Annotated in this window: 13 protein-coding genes; 1 reads left to right on the top strand and 12 read right to left on the bottom strand. The window is 67.3% G+C overall.

All coding sequences use genetic code 11. The annotated features are described in order from the left end of the window. Positions 1-19: 19 nt before the first annotated feature. The 3 genes from AB0M15_RS15555 to AB0M15_RS15545 form a co-directional block, all read right to left on the bottom strand. Positions 20-1,132: a TerC family protein gene (locus tag AB0M15_RS15555; RefSeq protein ID WP_363818361.1), complete on the bottom strand. Its 1,113-nt coding sequence runs from the start codon at positions 1,130-1,132 to the stop codon at positions 20-22. Between the two features lie 197 nt (positions 1,133-1,329). Continuing rightward, positions 1,330-1,683, bottom strand: coding sequence for an MmcQ/YjbR family DNA-binding protein (locus AB0M15_RS15550; protein WP_363818358.1), 354 nt, complete (start codon positions 1,681-1,683; stop codon positions 1,330-1,332). 9 nt (positions 1,684-1,692) lie between these two features. Beyond that, the gene (locus AB0M15_RS15545) at positions 1,693-2,430 is read right to left on the bottom strand and encodes an SDR family oxidoreductase (RefSeq protein ID WP_363818355.1); all 738 of its coding nucleotides are present in this window, start codon (positions 2,428-2,430) and stop codon (positions 1,693-1,695) included. A 77-nt stretch (positions 2,431-2,507) separates the two neighbouring features. Here AB0M15_RS15545 and AB0M15_RS15540 point away from each other — a divergent pair, with 77 nt between their 5' ends. After that, positions 2,508-3,428: a nitrilase-related carbon-nitrogen hydrolase gene (locus AB0M15_RS15540; RefSeq protein ID WP_363818353.1), complete on the top strand. Its 921-nt coding sequence runs from the start codon at positions 2,508-2,510 to the stop codon at positions 3,426-3,428. A gap of 1 nt (position 3,429) precedes the next feature. Here the strand turns inward: AB0M15_RS15540 and uvrB are convergent, their stop codons facing one another. The 9 genes from uvrB to AB0M15_RS15495 all read right to left on the bottom strand — a co-directional run bounded on the left by uvrB (position 3,430) and on the right by AB0M15_RS15495 (position 13,812). Continuing rightward, positions 3,430-5,535 (bottom strand): excinuclease ABC subunit UvrB, encoded by a 2,106-nt coding sequence (uvrB, locus tag AB0M15_RS15535; RefSeq protein ID WP_363818350.1) that lies wholly within the window; start codon positions 5,533-5,535, stop codon positions 3,430-3,432. Between the two features lie 57 nt (positions 5,536-5,592). Beyond that, positions 5,593-6,363 carry a hypothetical protein gene (locus tag AB0M15_RS15530; protein WP_363818348.1) on the bottom strand — a complete coding sequence of 257 codons (771 nt, stop codon included), beginning with the start codon at positions 6,361-6,363 and terminating at the stop codon, positions 5,593-5,595. A gap of 13 nt (positions 6,364-6,376) precedes the next feature. Beyond that, complete coding sequence (locus AB0M15_RS15525; RefSeq protein WP_363818345.1) at positions 6,377-7,300, bottom strand: hypothetical protein; 924 nt, start codon at positions 7,298-7,300, stop codon at positions 6,377-6,379. Beyond that, entirely contained in the window at positions 7,297-8,295 is a 999-nt protein-coding gene (locus AB0M15_RS15520; protein ID WP_363818343.1) for a hypothetical protein, read from the bottom strand. Before AB0M15_RS15520 ends, AB0M15_RS15525 begins: the two co-directional genes overlap by 4 nt. Beyond that, on the bottom strand, positions 8,292-9,470 hold the full coding sequence (locus AB0M15_RS15515; RefSeq protein ID WP_363818341.1) for a PrsW family glutamic-type intramembrane protease: 1,179 nt from the start codon (positions 9,468-9,470) through the stop codon (positions 8,292-8,294). The genes AB0M15_RS15520 and AB0M15_RS15515 overlap by 4 nt, the downstream gene beginning before the upstream one ends. 81 nt (positions 9,471-9,551) lie before the next feature. After that, complete coding sequence (gene coaE / locus AB0M15_RS15510; RefSeq protein ID WP_363818338.1) at positions 9,552-10,166, bottom strand: dephospho-CoA kinase; 615 nt, start codon at positions 10,164-10,166, stop codon at positions 9,552-9,554. Between the two features lie 85 nt (positions 10,167-10,251). After that, entirely contained in the window at positions 10,252-11,745 is a 1,494-nt protein-coding gene (rpsA, locus tag AB0M15_RS15505) for a 30S ribosomal protein S1 (protein ID WP_363818336.1), read from the bottom strand. A gap of 209 nt (positions 11,746-11,954) precedes the next feature. Continuing rightward, the gene (locus tag AB0M15_RS15500) at positions 11,955-12,860 is read right to left on the bottom strand and encodes a phosphotransferase (RefSeq protein WP_363818334.1); all 906 of its coding nucleotides are present in this window, start codon (positions 12,858-12,860) and stop codon (positions 11,955-11,957) included. Positions 12,861-12,897: 37 nt separating this feature from the next. Continuing rightward, the gene (locus AB0M15_RS15495) at positions 12,898-13,812 is read right to left on the bottom strand and encodes an SGNH/GDSL hydrolase family protein (protein WP_363818331.1); all 915 of its coding nucleotides are present in this window, start codon (positions 13,810-13,812) and stop codon (positions 12,898-12,900) included. Positions 13,813-13,817 lie beyond the last annotated feature (5 nt).

Here is a 13,817-nt window from a genome sequence, read left to right as displayed (position 1 = left end):
CCGGTGCTTTGGCTTTTGGCTAGGACTTCTTGGTGTCTGACTGCTCGGGCTCTTGGAGACCCTCGAGTTGGGCGCGGGTCGCCTCGTCGAGTTCGCCGCCGCCGGCTTGCGCAGCTGCCGAGGTCGGCGTCTCGGACTCGGGCGCGTCGACTGCGGGCGACGTCGCCATGTTGCGGGACTTGTGGAGGCTGAGCAGGGTCGTGATGCCGAGGGTGACGATGATGAAGCCGAGGGAGACCCAGATCGGGATCTCGGGCGCCCACTCGATGTGATGGCCGCCGTTGATGAACGGCAGTTCGTTCTCGTGCATCGCGTGCAGGACCAGCTTCACGCCGATGAAGGCGAGTACGACCGACAGCCCGAGCGACAGGTAGACCAGCCGCCGCAGCAGATCGCCGAGCAGGAAGTACAGCTGCCGCAGACCCATCAGCGCGAACACGTTGGCGGTGAAGACCAGGAACGGCTCCTGGGTCAGCCCGTAGATCGCCGGGATCGAGTCGAGCGCGAACAGCAGGTCCGTCGTACCGAGCGCGATGATCACGATCGCCATCGGGGTGACGAGCCGCTTGCCGTTCTGCTTCACGGTGAGCTTGACGCCGTTGTACTCGTCGGTCGCGTTCAGCCGCTTCTTGGCGAACCGGATGACCGCGTTCTCCTTGTAGTCCTCGTCGTCGTTCTCACCCTGCTTGGCCAGGTGGATCGCCGTGTACACGAGGAACGCGCCGAACAGGTAGAACACCCAGGAGAACTCGTTGATCGCGGCCGCGCCGACGGCGATGAAGATGCCGCGGAAGAACAGCGCCAGGATGATGCCGACCAGCAATGCGGTCTGCTGGTACTTCCTGGGCACCTGGAACCTGGCCATGATGATCAGGAAGATGAACAGGTTGTCGACGCTCAGGCTGTACTCCGTGAGCCAGCCGGCGAAGAACTCGCCGGCGTACTCGCCGCCGGAGAAGACCCAGACGCCGAGCCCGAAGACGACGGCGAGGGAGACGTAGAAGACGATCGCCCGGGCCGATTCCTTGGTACTCGGTTCGTGCGGGCGGCGGCCGATGATGAAGACATCGAAGGCCAGCAGGGCGAGCAGCACCCCGACGGTGATGTACCAGACGTAGTCGGCAACGTGCACAGGAAACCTCCGGAGCTCAGACGAGAATCGGACTCCGAAGGTCTCTTCCGCCTGGCTCGATCAGTCGGGCCTGGCCGGCGGCACCGGGCGTGGGGACGAACCCTTGACCGTGATGACGATACCGCCGCGAAAGGAATACTCCCCTTCAACACCTCTATTCTGACCGATCGATGTCCAAGTTTCCAAATCGAACCCACCTATCGAACCGGTGGCCGTTTTGATTTCGGCAGCTTGGCGACGATCGTCTCGTAGGACGTGTCGACCAGCTCGAGGATCTCGTCATCGGGCACCGACCCGCCCAGCCGAACCGTGTTCCACCCCGACCGTCCGATGTACGCCGACTTGCTGACATCCTCCGGATAGGTGTCGACCAGCTCGTCGGCCTCCTCCCGGTTGTTGCCGCACTTCACCCCCACCGCGGTCCCCGACCCGAGGAACGCGAAGATCTTGTCCCCCACCTTGGCGACGACGTCCCCTTCCCACGGCTCGTCCTGCCAAGCTCCCGGCTTCGCCAGGCAGTGCTCCAGCAGGTCCGCCGCGGTCAGTCTCATACCTGCAGGCTAGGAGATGATCTGGCCGCCGTCAGCTACCACGACCGCGCCGGTGACGTAGCTGGCGCGCGGTGAGGCGAGGAACAGCGCGACCTCGGCGATCTCCTCCGGCGTGCCCGGTCGACCGAGCGGCCAGGGTGCGCTCACCTGCTGCATGCCTTCCTCCGGCAGGATCTCCAGCAGCTTGTCGGTCCGGATCATGCCGGCGCAGACCGCGTTCACCCGCACCCCGGCCGGCCCGAACTCGACCGCCCACGACCTGGTCATCGACTCCAGCGCCGCCTTGCTGCCGCTGTAGCCCGCGGCGATCGCCATCCCGATCTGCGCACCGGTCGAGGAGACGTTGACGATCGCGCTCCCCAGGCCCATGCGTGGAGCGATGGCGGCGGTCAGGAAGTACGCGCTGCGGAGATTCACGTCGTACACCCGCTGGTACTCCGCGGCCGTCAACGCCACGGTCGGAACCATCGGGTAGAACCCGGCGTTGTTGACCAGGATCCCGATGTCGCCGGCCTCGCTGGTCAGCCGCTCGAGGTCGTCCAGCTCGCCGAGATCAGCCGGTACGAACGTCGCCCGACCGCCATCGCTCTCGATCAGCCCGACCGTCTCGGCGCCGAGTTCGGCGCGTCGCCCGGTGACGACGACCTCCGCTCCGGCGGCCGCCAGACTGCGGGCGATGGCACGCCCGATTCTCGACGTGGCTCCGGTGACGAGGGCCCGCTGACCGGCCAGTTCCTGAGTGCTCATCGATCGAGCGTAGGGCCGCCGCCAGGACCTCGTACCGACTCGCCGACCGGTGCCCTTCGACGGCGTACTCTCCCGGCATGGCATCCGTCGTCGTAGCTGCTGTTCAGGCCGGATCTGTTCTCTTCGACACTCCTGCCACCATGGCGAAAGCCGAGCACTTCATCCGGGAGGCAGCCTCGGGCGGCGCCCGGCTGGTGGTGCTGCCGGAGGCGTTCATCGGTGGCTATCCGAAGGGCATCGACTTCGGCGTGACGGTCGGGTCACGGTCGGCCGAAGGACGCGACCTCTTCCGCCGCTACCGCGAAGCAGCGATCGCCGTACCAGGCCCCGAAACCGCCCGACTGGCGGAGCTGTCCGCCCAGCTAGGCGTCGACCTGGTCGTCGGTGTGATCGAACGCGACGGCGGCACCCTCTACTGCACCGCGCTCTTCTTCACCGCCACCGACGGCCTGGTAGCCAAGCACCGCAAACTCCTGCCAACAGCCGCCGAACGCTACCTCTGGGGCCAAGGCGACGGCTCGACCATGCCCGCGGTCCGCACCGAGTACGCCGTACTGGGCGCCGCCATCTGCTGGGAGAACTACCTGCCGCTGTTCCGCCAGTCCATGTACGCCAAAGGCATCGACATCTGGTGCGCCCCCACCGTCGACGACCGCGACCAGTGGCAGTCGACGATGCGCCACATCGCCTTGGAAGGCCGCTGCTTCGTCATCAGCGCCAACCAATACCTGACCCGCGCCGACCTCCCCGAGGACGTCCACCCCATCCAAGGCGACTCCCCCGAAACCATCCTCATCAACGGCGGCAGCACCATCATCTCGCCACTCGGCGAGATCCTCGCCGGCCCAGCCCGGGCCGGCGAAACTGTCCTCCTAGCCGAACTAGACCTCTCCGACCGAGATCGGGGCTTCCTCGACTTCGATCCGGTCGGCCACTACAGCCGACCGGACATCTTCACCCTCACCGTCAACGAGTCCCCCCAGCGCAACGTCAGCTGAACTACTTGGCGCCGGCGTTGAGCATTTGGCGGAGTTCCTTCTTGAGCTCGGAGATTTCGTCTCGGTAGCGGGCGGCTACTTCGAACTGGAGCTCGGCGGCTGCGTTGTGCATCTGGTCGGTGAGTTGCTGGATCAGGTCTGCCAGGTCGGAGGACGGGAGGCCGCCGGCCAGTTCGCGGGCCTTCTCGCCTGCCTTGAGTTTGCCGCCGCCGGGGACGGGGGCCTTGCCACGGGATTGGGTGCGACCGTTGCCGAGGAGCTCGGCGGTGTCGGCGTCCTCGCGGGCCAGCATGTCGGTGATGTCGGCGATCTTCTTACGGAGCGGTTGCGGGTCGACGCCGTTGGCGGTGTTGTACGCGACCTGGATGGCGCGACGACGGTTGGTCTCGTCGATCGCCTGCTCCATCGACGGGGTGATCTTGTCGGCGTACATGAAGACCGCACCCGAGACGTTTCGGGCCGCGCGGCCGATCGTCTGGATCAGTGACCGGCCCGAGCGTAGGAAGCCTTCCTTGTCCGCGTCGAGGATCGCGACCAGCGACACCTCCGGCAGGTCGAGGCCCTCACGCAGCAGGTTGATGCCGACCAGTACGTCGTACTCACCCATCCGCAGCTCGCGGAGCAGTTCGACCCGGCGCAGGGTGTCCACCTCGCTGTGCAGATAGCGAGTCCGGATGCCCATCTCCAGCAGGTAGTCGGTCAGGTCCTCCGACATTTTCTTGGTCAGCGTGGTGACCAGCACCCGCTCGTTGCGCTCGGTCCGGAGCCGGATCTCGTGGATCAGGTCGTCGATCTGGCCCTTGGTCGGCTTCACGATCACCTCGGGGTCGATCAGACCCGTCGGCCGGATGATCTGCTCGACGTGCCCGTCCGACTTGTCCTGCTCGTACTGCCCCGGAGTCGCCGACAGGTACACCGTCTGGCCGATCCGCTCCAGGAACTCCTCCCAGCGCAGCGGCCGGTTGTCCATCGCCGACGGCAACCGGAAGCCGTGCTCGACCAGCGTCCGCTTCCGCGACATGTCGCCCTCGTACATCCCGCCGATCTGCGGCACGGTGACGTGCGACTCGTCGATCACCAGCAGGAAGTCCTCGGGGAAGTAGTCCAGCAGGCAGTGCGGCGCCGTCCCCGGCTCGCGCCCGTCCGTGTGCCGCGAGTAGTTCTCGATCCCCGAGCAGGTGCCGATCTGGCGCATCATCTCGATGTCGTACGTCGTGCGCATCCGCAGCCGCTGGGCCTCCAGCAGTTGCCCGCCGCGCTCCAGCTCGGCCAGCCGCTCCTCGAGCTCGGCCTCGATGCTGGTGATCGCGCGCTCCATCTTCTCCGGCGCCGTCACGTAGTGCGTCGCGGCACCGATGTAGAGCTCGTTCTCCTCGCTGAGGATCTCGCCGGTCAACGGGTGCAGCGTCATCACCCGCTCGATCTCGTCGCCGAAGAACTCCACCCGGACCGCCAGCTCCTGGTAGACCGGGAAGACCTCGAGCGTGTCGCCGCGGACCCGGAAGGTGCCGCGGGTGCCGGCCAGGTCGTTGCGCGCGTACTGCACGCCGACCAGCTTGCGGAGCAGACCGTCGCGGTCCATCTCGTCGCCGACCTTCACGTGGATCATCCGGTTCAGGTACTCATCGGCTGAGCCCAGACCGTAGATACAGGAGACGGTCGCCACCACGACCACGTCGCGCCGGGTCAGCAGCGACCAGGTCGCCGAGTGCCGCAGCCGCTCGACCTCCTCGTTGATCGAGGAGTCCTTCTCGATGTAGGTGTCCGTCTGCGGGACGTACGCCTCCGGCTGGTAGTAGTCGTAGTACGAGACGAAGTACTCGACCGCGTTCTCCGGGAAGAAGTGCCGCAGCTCGGTCGCGAACTGGGCGGCCAGCGTCTTGTTCGGTTGCAGGATCAGCATCGGCCGCTGGATCTTCTCCGCCAGCCACGCCATCGTGGCCGTCTTGCCCGTACCCGTGGCGCCCAGCAGCACCACATCCTGCTCGCCCGCGTTGATCCGGCGCTCGAGCTCGGCGATCGCGGCCGGCTGGTCGCCGGCCGGATCGAAGTCGGACACGACCTTGAGGGGCGCGACCATACGCTGGAGATCGGTGACCTGTCTCATGACCACCACCGTACGACCCGCCGCCGACAGTTTCCGAAAATCAGCCCAGGGCGGACATCAGGTGTAGCTCTTCACCACGGATTCGTTCATCGCGGCCAGATCCTTCGCCCGCCGGTCGTAGACGCTCGTCTCCAGCCCCACGTCGGTCGCCGTGACCTGCCCGAACTGGTCCTCGTACGCCGTCATGAAGCCCTTGAACGGCAGCAGCTTCCCGCTTTTGGTCGGCACGTCCGCGGTGTAGGTGATCGTGTAGCAGGACTTCAGCGCCGGCACCGCACATTCCAGCGCGGTTCCGCGACCGATCTTGACGTTCTTGTACCCGTTCGACTCGATGTCGACCAGGTGCTCGGCGAACGCCTTCGCGTCGTACAGCTGCGTCTGCCGGACCCAGAAATACCCGTCGATGAACCCACGCCGCTTCCCGCCCTGCCGGTTCTCCTGCAGGATCCAATACTGCCCGCCGACCGTCTTGTCCGGCCCCTGCAGCCACCCCTTCGCCGGCGTGAACCAGACGCCCTTGCCGACCTCGACACCGACGTCGAACGGGCCCTTGGTCTTCGGCGCAGCCGTCGGTGACGGTGTGAAGAGTGTGCCGACCGGCTCCGGGGTCGCGCCGGCCACCGGCGTACCGGCGGTGTCGTCGTCCTTGCCGGTCACCATCAGCACCACACCGATCGCGATCAGCAACACCGCGAGCACGGCACAGCCCATCACGATCCACTGCGTCTTCGACGATTTGGCCGGCCGGAACTGAGGTCCGATCGGGCCCGGACCCCATCCGCCCTGGACGGGCGGAGGCGGCGGGGTTCGGTACTGCTGCTGGCTCATGTTCGCCTCTCACTCAAAGACTGTCGAGCACCGACTGCTTCATCGCCTTCACCGCTGGATCGGCGGTCGCGACGAAGTCGGCCCCTGCCTGGTAGTCCAGCGCGGTGACCACGCCGTCCTTGCGCCGGTACACCTCCACGTCGCCCTTGATCGACGCACCAGGCGTCGGGGTGATGGTGTAGGAGAGCGCAACGCACTCCACCAAGACGTCCTTGGGGCACTGCAGGTTCCGTACGTTGTCGAGCTTGGCGATCTTGTCCTTGGTCTCGCCCTCGACGATGCCGACCACGAACGCGTTCGCGGTGACGTTCTGCTTCTGCCGCACCCACAGGAACGCCCGGGGCGCTCCATCCGGCCCGTAGATGGCGACCTGCTTGCCGTTCGTCTCCTTGGCGACCACGTTCCAGCCCGGGGCCGGCACGATCGAGACGCCGAACTGCACCGGCAACGCGTTCGAGGGCGGCGTGTACGACGGTGTCGGCGTGACCGTGGGGACCGGGCCTGGATCGGCGCTCTTGTCGTCTCCCCCGGTCAGCAGGACAAGCGCAACAGCGACCAGTACTACGACCGCGAGCCCCGCAGCGATGGGGATCACCACCGGCGGCAGCTTGAACCCCTTCTTGACCGGCTCAGGCCGACGCAGAGACGGCGGGCCGACCTTGTCACCCCACGGCGCATCGGTCTGACTAGCACCCTGTACTCCGGTGCCGCTCGTCGCTGCTGGAGTAGTGCCCGCTGCATCCCACGTGGATGGCGCAGAGCCCGCAGTACCGGCGTCTGGCGTGTCCCAGGGGGACGGTGGGCGGGCGGGGACCTCCAGCGACCAGGGAGACGGCGGTAGCTCCGGCTCCGGGGTGGTGGACTCCTCGCCCTCCTCGTCGGTCTTCCGCACCCATGGATTGCTGGGTGGCTGGCCTTTGTCGCGCTTGTTGTTCACTGGCTCTTGATCACCGAATCCAGCATCGTGGTGACGGCCTTCTGGACGGCGTCCTTCTTGTCCTCGCGGCCGTACACCTGAATGATCGTCAGGACGCCGTCCTCACGCTGGATGACACCGACCAGGCCGACCACCTTGAGCGTGCCGCTCTGGCTCGTCGACACCGCGCTGTAGGTCTGCGACGCCAGGTACTTGACCTTGCCGGTGGTGGGCGAGCTCTCGAACGGCTTGTTCTTCTTGACCTGGTCCAGGCCCTTCGTCTCGACCGTGAACAGCTTCGCCAGCGCCGACGCCGGGGTCTCGCCCGGGTTCGGCTTGAAGGCGTTCACCATGAAGTACGCCTCGCCCTTGTTGAGCAGGTAGACGCCGGTGTACTTGGCCAGGGACTCACGCTTGTAGCCGGGCGCGGGGGTCACGCGGACGCCCTCGGCCACGTCGATGCCGGTGTCGTCGGCCGGCGTGCTGGGCTCGTTGCTCGGCTCGGTGCTCGGCTCAGTGGTCGGCTGGGTGGCGGTGGGCACGCTCGGCGACGCGTCGATCTTCTTGTCGTCGTTACCGCCGAACACGAAGGCCAGCACGACACCGATGAGCGCTACCGCGGCGAGACCTCCACCGGCGAGCAGCAGGATCTTGTTCGGACCCTTACCACCACCACCGGCGTACTGCGGGCTCCACTGCTGCTGGCCCGGGTAGCCCGGCTGCTGGGGGTAGCCCGGCTGCTGGCCCGGGTACTGCTGCTGAGGCGGGCCCTGGTACGGCGGTTGGCCAGGCTGCCCATACGCAGGCGGCGGCCCTTGCGGCGGCCGTCCCTGCGGAGGCGGACCCTGCGGAGGCGGCGGGCCCTGGTATGGCGGCTGGCCGTAGCCAGGTGGCGGTCCATAGCCGTGCGGCGGACCCTGCGGCGGCCGGCCATAACCCGGCGGCGGTCCCTGCGGCGGTCCCTGCGGCGGCTGCTGACCTGGCTGGCCGCCGTACGGCGGTTGCTGGTTGCTCATGCCTGCGTCTCCCCAGTCTGCAGTGCCACGCCGCGCTCGGACTTCGGCACCGACCGGACCGAGTTGCCACAAGCAGAACAGAAGTCCGAGTGCGGCAGCAGCGGCATCTCACACCGCGAGCAGAACGCCAGCTCACCCGACGCATGGTTCGAGCCACCCCGGGCGGCCGACTCCAGCGCCGCCTCCAGCAGACCCTTGTGCAGCACCGTCCGGACCCGGATGATCAACGCCCCGAGCAGCACCAGACCCCAGAGCACACCGAGCACGGCACCGATCGTCGAGCCGTGCCCGCCGACGAAGCCGAGCAGGTACACACCGCCCTGGAACAGCGCGTTCACCAGCATCGCCTGGATCAGACCGACCACCCAGCGCGGCGTGAAGCCGTCGTACTTCTCCCCCAGCCCGGAGAACTCCGCCACCGCGAGCCCGGTCGCCGAGCCGTAGATCAGCGGCTTCACGAACCCCTGCAGCAGGACGACCGAGATCCAGGTACCGGCGCTGCTGCCCGGACCGGCGAAGCCGCCGCTGATCCAGCCCCAGTGCAGGACGAGCGTCTCGAAACAAGCGAAGCCGACCCCGGCCACCACGCCGAACGTGAAGCCGTCCATCAGGTCGTCGTACCGCGGCCGCGAGGCGAGGTACAGCGGGCCGATCTGCCGGATCAGCTCCGAGACGACCGGGACCAGCAGCACCAGGATCAGCAGGTCGCTCCCGGAAGGACTGCCCGAGTTGCCACCGATCAGGTCGGTCGACAGGCCGATCCGGTCGGACCACAACCAGGTGAACACCGCGGCCAGTACGCCGGTCAGCACGAACGCCGCGGCGACCACCGGGACCGGCTCGTCCTCCCACAGGTTCACGTCGTAGATGTAGAGGATGTAGACGATCGGGATGGCGAAGGCGGCGATCATGATCGCGACCGGCAGCGCGCCCAGCGCCGCCGTCACCACGGTCAGCAGCAAGGCGATGCCCAGCGCAACCCGGTAGGTGTACGGCTGACGGCCCGCGCCCTGCGGCATGATCGTCGAGACCAGCTTGAACGAAGCCACCGGCTCGTCCGGTCTGGCCGCATAGGCCTTCTTGCGCTCGGCGTCCCCGGTCTGCAGATCATTGCCACAGTGGTGGCAGAAATGCGATACCTCGGGGACGTCAGAGCTACAGCGCGGACACTCCACGCCACCCTCCCAACCTTGGACTTGCGGACCGGGAAGATTCTCCAACAGCTCGGCCCGGAATCATCATTTCGGGCCCAAGGGTCATCCTTTCGTGGCCGGACCGTGTCCTGCTCGGCTCAGCAGTCCCGGCCAGAGCTCCGCGATCCGGGCGTCCAGCTGCTCGAGGCTGCCGGCGTTGTCGACGACCAGGTCCGCGACCGCGAGCCGCTGCTCCCGCGTTGCCTGGCTGGCGATCCGAGCCTTCGCTTCCTCCTCTGTCATGCCGCGGTCCCGGGTCAGCCGCTCGACCTGTACCTCCTGCGGCACATCGACCACCAGCACCAGATCGAAGTTGCCCCCCTGCCCGGTCTCCACCAGCAGCGGAATGTCGTGCACCACAACGGCGTCGGCCGGCGCCGAGCTCTCGATCTCGGCGGCCCGGGCCCGCACCCGCGGATGGATGATCGCCTCCAGCTTGCGCCGGGCGACCTCGTCCCCGAACACGATCCGCCCGACCGCCGGCCGGTCCAGGTCCCCGTCGGCCGTCAGTACGTCCCCGAACACCTCCACCACCTCGGCCAGCCCATCGGTGCCCCTGGCAACCACTTCGCGGGCCAGCAGGTCCGAGTCGATCACGACGGCTCCACGAGCGGCCAGTCGCGCCGACACCGAGCTTTTGCCCGACCCGATCCCTCCGGTCAATCCGACTCTCAGCACGCAAGCACCGTACAAGGACGAGACCCCCACACCCAGTACGGGGGTGTGGGGGTCTCGGGTCCTGCAGGTACTTACCGGGTGGCTATCAGCCCTGGCCGGTCAGCTTCTCGCGGAGAGCCTGGAGCGCCTCGTCGGAAGCGAGCGCGCCCTCGGCGGGAGCGTCGTCCTTCGCTGCGGCAGCTCCGCCGCCGGTGGCCGAGGAGTACGTGGAGGCCTCGCCGGCCTCGACGTCCGCGGTCTTGGCGTCCTCGATCTGCTTCTTGTGGGCCTCCCAGCGCGTGTGGGCCTCGGCGTACTGCCGCTCCCACTCCTCGCGCTGAGCGTCGAAGCCCTCGAGCCATTCGCCCGTCTCCGGGTCGAAGCCGTCGGGGTAGACGTAGTTGCCCTGGTCGTCGTACGTCGCCGCCATGCCGTACAGCGTGGGGTCGAAGTCGTCGGAGACCGGGTCGACACCCTCGTTGGCCTGCTTCAGCGACAGCGAGATCCGGCGACGCTCGAGGTCGATGTCGATGATCTTGACCATCACATCGTCGTTCACCTGAACGACCTGCTCCGGGATCTCGACGTGACGCTCGGCCAGCTCGGAGATGTGCACCAGACCCTCGATGCCCTCCTCGACCCGGACGAACGCACCGAACGGAACCAGCTTGGTGACCTTGCCGGGCACGATCTGGCCCATCTGGTGGGTCCGGGCGAACTGCTGCCACGGGTCTTCCTGGGTCGCCTTCAGCGACAGCGAGACGCGCTCGCGGTCCATGTCGACGTCCAGCACCTCGACGGTGACCTCCTGGCCGACCTCGACCACCTCGGTCGGGTGGTCGATGTGCTTCCAGGACAGCTCCGAGACGTGCACCAGACCGTCGACGCCGCCGAGGTCCACGAACGCACCGAAGTTGACGATCGAGGAGACGACACCCTTGCGGATCTGGCCCTTCTGCAGCTGGGTGAGGAAGTTCATCCGCACCTCGGACTGCGTCTGCTCCAGCCAGGCGCGACGCGACAGAACCACGTTGTTGCGGTTCTTGTCGAGCTCGATGATCTTGGCCTCGATCTCCTGGCCGACGTACGGCTGGAGGTCGCGGACCCGACGCATCTCGACGAGCGAGGCGGGCAGGAAGCCGCGGAGGCCGATGTCCAGGATGAGTCCACCCTTGACGACCTCGATGACGGTACCGGTGACGACGCCGTCCTCTTCCTTGATCTTCTCGATCGTGCCCCAGGCCTTCTCGTACTGGGCGCGCTTCTTCGAGAGGATCAGGCGACCCTCCTTGTCCTCCTTCTGGAGAACCAGGGCCTCGACGTGGTCGCCGACGTTGACGACCTCGTTCGGGTCGACGTCGTGCTTGATCGACAGCTCGCGCGACGGGATGACGCCCTCGGTCTTGTAACCGATGTCGAGGAGAACCTCGTCCCGGTCGACCTTGACGATGGTCCCCTCAACGATGTCGCCGTCGTTGAAGTACTTGATGGTCAGATCGATCGCCGCGAGGAAGTCTTCCTCCGACCCGATGTCATTGACCGCTACCTGCGGGGTGGTGCGTACTGCGGGGTCGAGAGGTGCCTCGATGCTGGCCGTCATGTGGTGAGTTGCTCCGTGGGCTGATGGTGTCGTACGGGTGCGTTATGACCGTTGGATCGCATCTTGCTGCGAGCACGAGCCTGCTCCGTCTGAGGTCGCGCGGGCCCATAGCGCATCTCACAGAATACGTGTATGACGGAGGGCACGGCAACCCGGGGCACCCGGTGACGACCGGCCGCCCGCCGAGGTCTCTCGACGTGCCACTGGTCTCAATGTACGACGTCCGGGTCCGGACGGCCGCCCGCAAGCTCGCCCGTGTCGCAGATCCGGGTGATCAACGCGTTCGCGGCGGCCGCCACGGGGTTGGTCCCCGGCCTCGCCGCGAGGTCGATCAGGGCCCAGAGATCCGCCGCCCGAGCCTGGTCGACCAGCCTGTCCCCGAGGTCGAAACCGGCCCGTATTACGCCGAGCACCGCCCCCGCGAGCACCGGGTCGGTGTTGAACCGCAGCAGGTTGCCCAGGTCGGCGTAGACCGACCCCGCATGCGCGAACTCCCAGTCGATCAGCCCCGTGATCTCCGCGTTCGCCGGGTCGACCAGCAGATTCTTCGGGTTGAAGTCACTGTGCACCAGGCAGAAGCGGTCCACCCCGGTCGCGGCCAGCTCCTCGACCTCGAAGATCACGTCAGCGAACCGGTCGACCTGCGCCCGCGTCAGCCCGATCTCGCCGGCATGCGATTGGAAGAATTCCTCCAGGTCGCCGACCCCGAACGGCTCGATCGCCAGTTCCCGCCCGACGAAGTCGCCGAAGCTCAGGAACGGCATCCCGCTCAGCCGCACGAGGAGTTCGCCGAGCTGCTCCCCCACCCTCCGCCGCTCCGCGTCGCCGGCCGTCGCGAGATAGGTCTCCAGATTCACGCCGGGCAGCCGCTCGTACAAGACATAAGGAGGAGCACCGTCGCCAGCAGGCTCAGGCATGGCGTCCAGCACCCGGGGCACCGGTAGCAGTCCGCGCACGAGTCGCATCAGCGAGACATCGACCGCCGCGCGCGCCGGGCGCCTGCCGTACAGCTTCAGCACGGCATCCTCACCGCCGGCGCTCACGGCGAAGGTCTCCCCGCCGTAGCCGCCGGTCAGCGGTACCGCACTGGCTGCGATCGCCCCGAAGTCGTCCATGCCGCGCATCCTGCCGCACGGCACGGACGATTTCGGATCAGGCCTTGGAGTTCGCCGTGAGCCCGGCCGCTGCCATCACGGTCGGTACCGCATTACGCAGGCCGGCCGCGTTCGGGTGCAGGGGGACGAGTCCGTTCGTCACCACGTTCGGGATCAGCCCCTCGATCCACCTGGTCGCGAGGCCCTTGCACATGTCGTGGCCGATGCTGGGCGTCGCCAGATCGACGTACGTCGCACCGTGCGCCTGTGCCTGCTCCGCCATCCGGACGTTCAGCCGCGTCAGCGCCGACTGCAGGTAGTCGGCGTCTGCTGCCCAGACCGGAACGGCCGGCCAGCAGCCGCCCTTCTTGATCCCAGTCGGGTAGCCGACCATCAGGATCTTCGCGTGCGGCGCCCGCTGCCGGATCTGCTCGATCACCGTTCCGTACGTCGGTGCGAACGCGTCGATCTTCTGCGCGAGCTTGTCCAGCCCACCAGCGGTGTTGGTCGCCTTGCAGGACGTCCCGAGCGGCTGCGGCAGCAGGTTCACGCAGGAGACCGCGAGCCCGACCAGGCCGATGTCGTTGCCGCCGATCCCGACCGTGACGAGCGTGGTGTCGGCGCTCAGCGCGTCGTACTGCGGTGCCGCCGTCCCGGTGATGATCCCGGGCTGCGGCTGCGCGAAGTGGTTGGTCGTGGCCCCGCCGCAGGTGACGTCGCGGAAGGTCGCGGGGTGGACCTGGTTGGCGATCAGCGACGGGTAGTTGACCGCCGATCGCGCGCAGGTGAACAGCTCCTTCGCCGGCAACACCAGGGAGCCGGCGGCGTAGGAGTCACCCATCGCGACATAGACGAGCGGCGGCGCCTCGGCCGCTCGAGCCGTGGCCGCTTGAGCCGCGACCGGCCCCGCCACGAGCAACCCGGTCGCGGCGAGTACCGCGACCATCCGAGCACGTACTGATCTCTTCTGCATGCTGC

The sequence above is a fragment of the Kribbella sp. NPDC051718 genome, from assembly GCF_040681515.1.
In the GTDB taxonomy this organism is placed as follows: domain Bacteria; phylum Actinomycetota; class Actinomycetes; order Propionibacteriales; family Kribbellaceae; genus Kribbella.
Note: the sequence above shows the minus strand (reverse complement) of the source record. Positions and strands in the feature narration are given on the sequence as shown.

Excerpts from the sequence above, each read along its gene's own strand:
- AB0M15_RS15550 (WP_363818358.1), bottom strand. The coding sequence starts at position 1,683 with ATGAGACTGACCGCGGCGGACCTGCTGGAGCACTGCCTGGCGAAGCCG.
- AB0M15_RS15545 (WP_363818355.1), bottom strand. The coding sequence starts at position 2,430 with ATGAGCACTCAGGAACTGGCCGGTCAGCGGGCCCTCGTCACCGGAGCC.
- AB0M15_RS15540 (WP_363818353.1), top strand. The coding sequence starts at position 2,508 with ATGGCATCCGTCGTCGTAGCTGCTGTTCAGGCCGGATCTGTTCTCTTC.
- uvrB (WP_363818350.1), bottom strand. The coding sequence starts at position 5,535 with ATGAGACAGGTCACCGATCTCCAGCGTATGGTCGCGCCCCTCAAGGTC.
- AB0M15_RS15530 (WP_363818348.1), bottom strand. The coding sequence starts at position 6,363 with ATGAGCCAGCAGCAGTACCGAACCCCGCCGCCTCCGCCCGTCCAGGGC.
- AB0M15_RS15520 (WP_363818343.1), bottom strand. The coding sequence starts at position 8,295 with ATGAGCAACCAGCAACCGCCGTACGGCGGCCAGCCAGGTCAGCAGCCG.
- rpsA (WP_363818336.1), bottom strand. The coding sequence starts at position 11,745 with ATGACGGCCAGCATCGAGGCACCTCTCGACCCCGCAGTACGCACCACC.
- AB0M15_RS15500 (WP_363818334.1), bottom strand. The coding sequence starts at position 12,860 with ATGGACGACTTCGGGGCGATCGCAGCCAGTGCGGTACCGCTGACCGGC.
- AB0M15_RS15495 (WP_363818331.1), bottom strand. The coding sequence starts at position 13,812 with ATGCAGAAGAGATCAGTACGTGCTCGGATGGTCGCGGTACTCGCCGCG.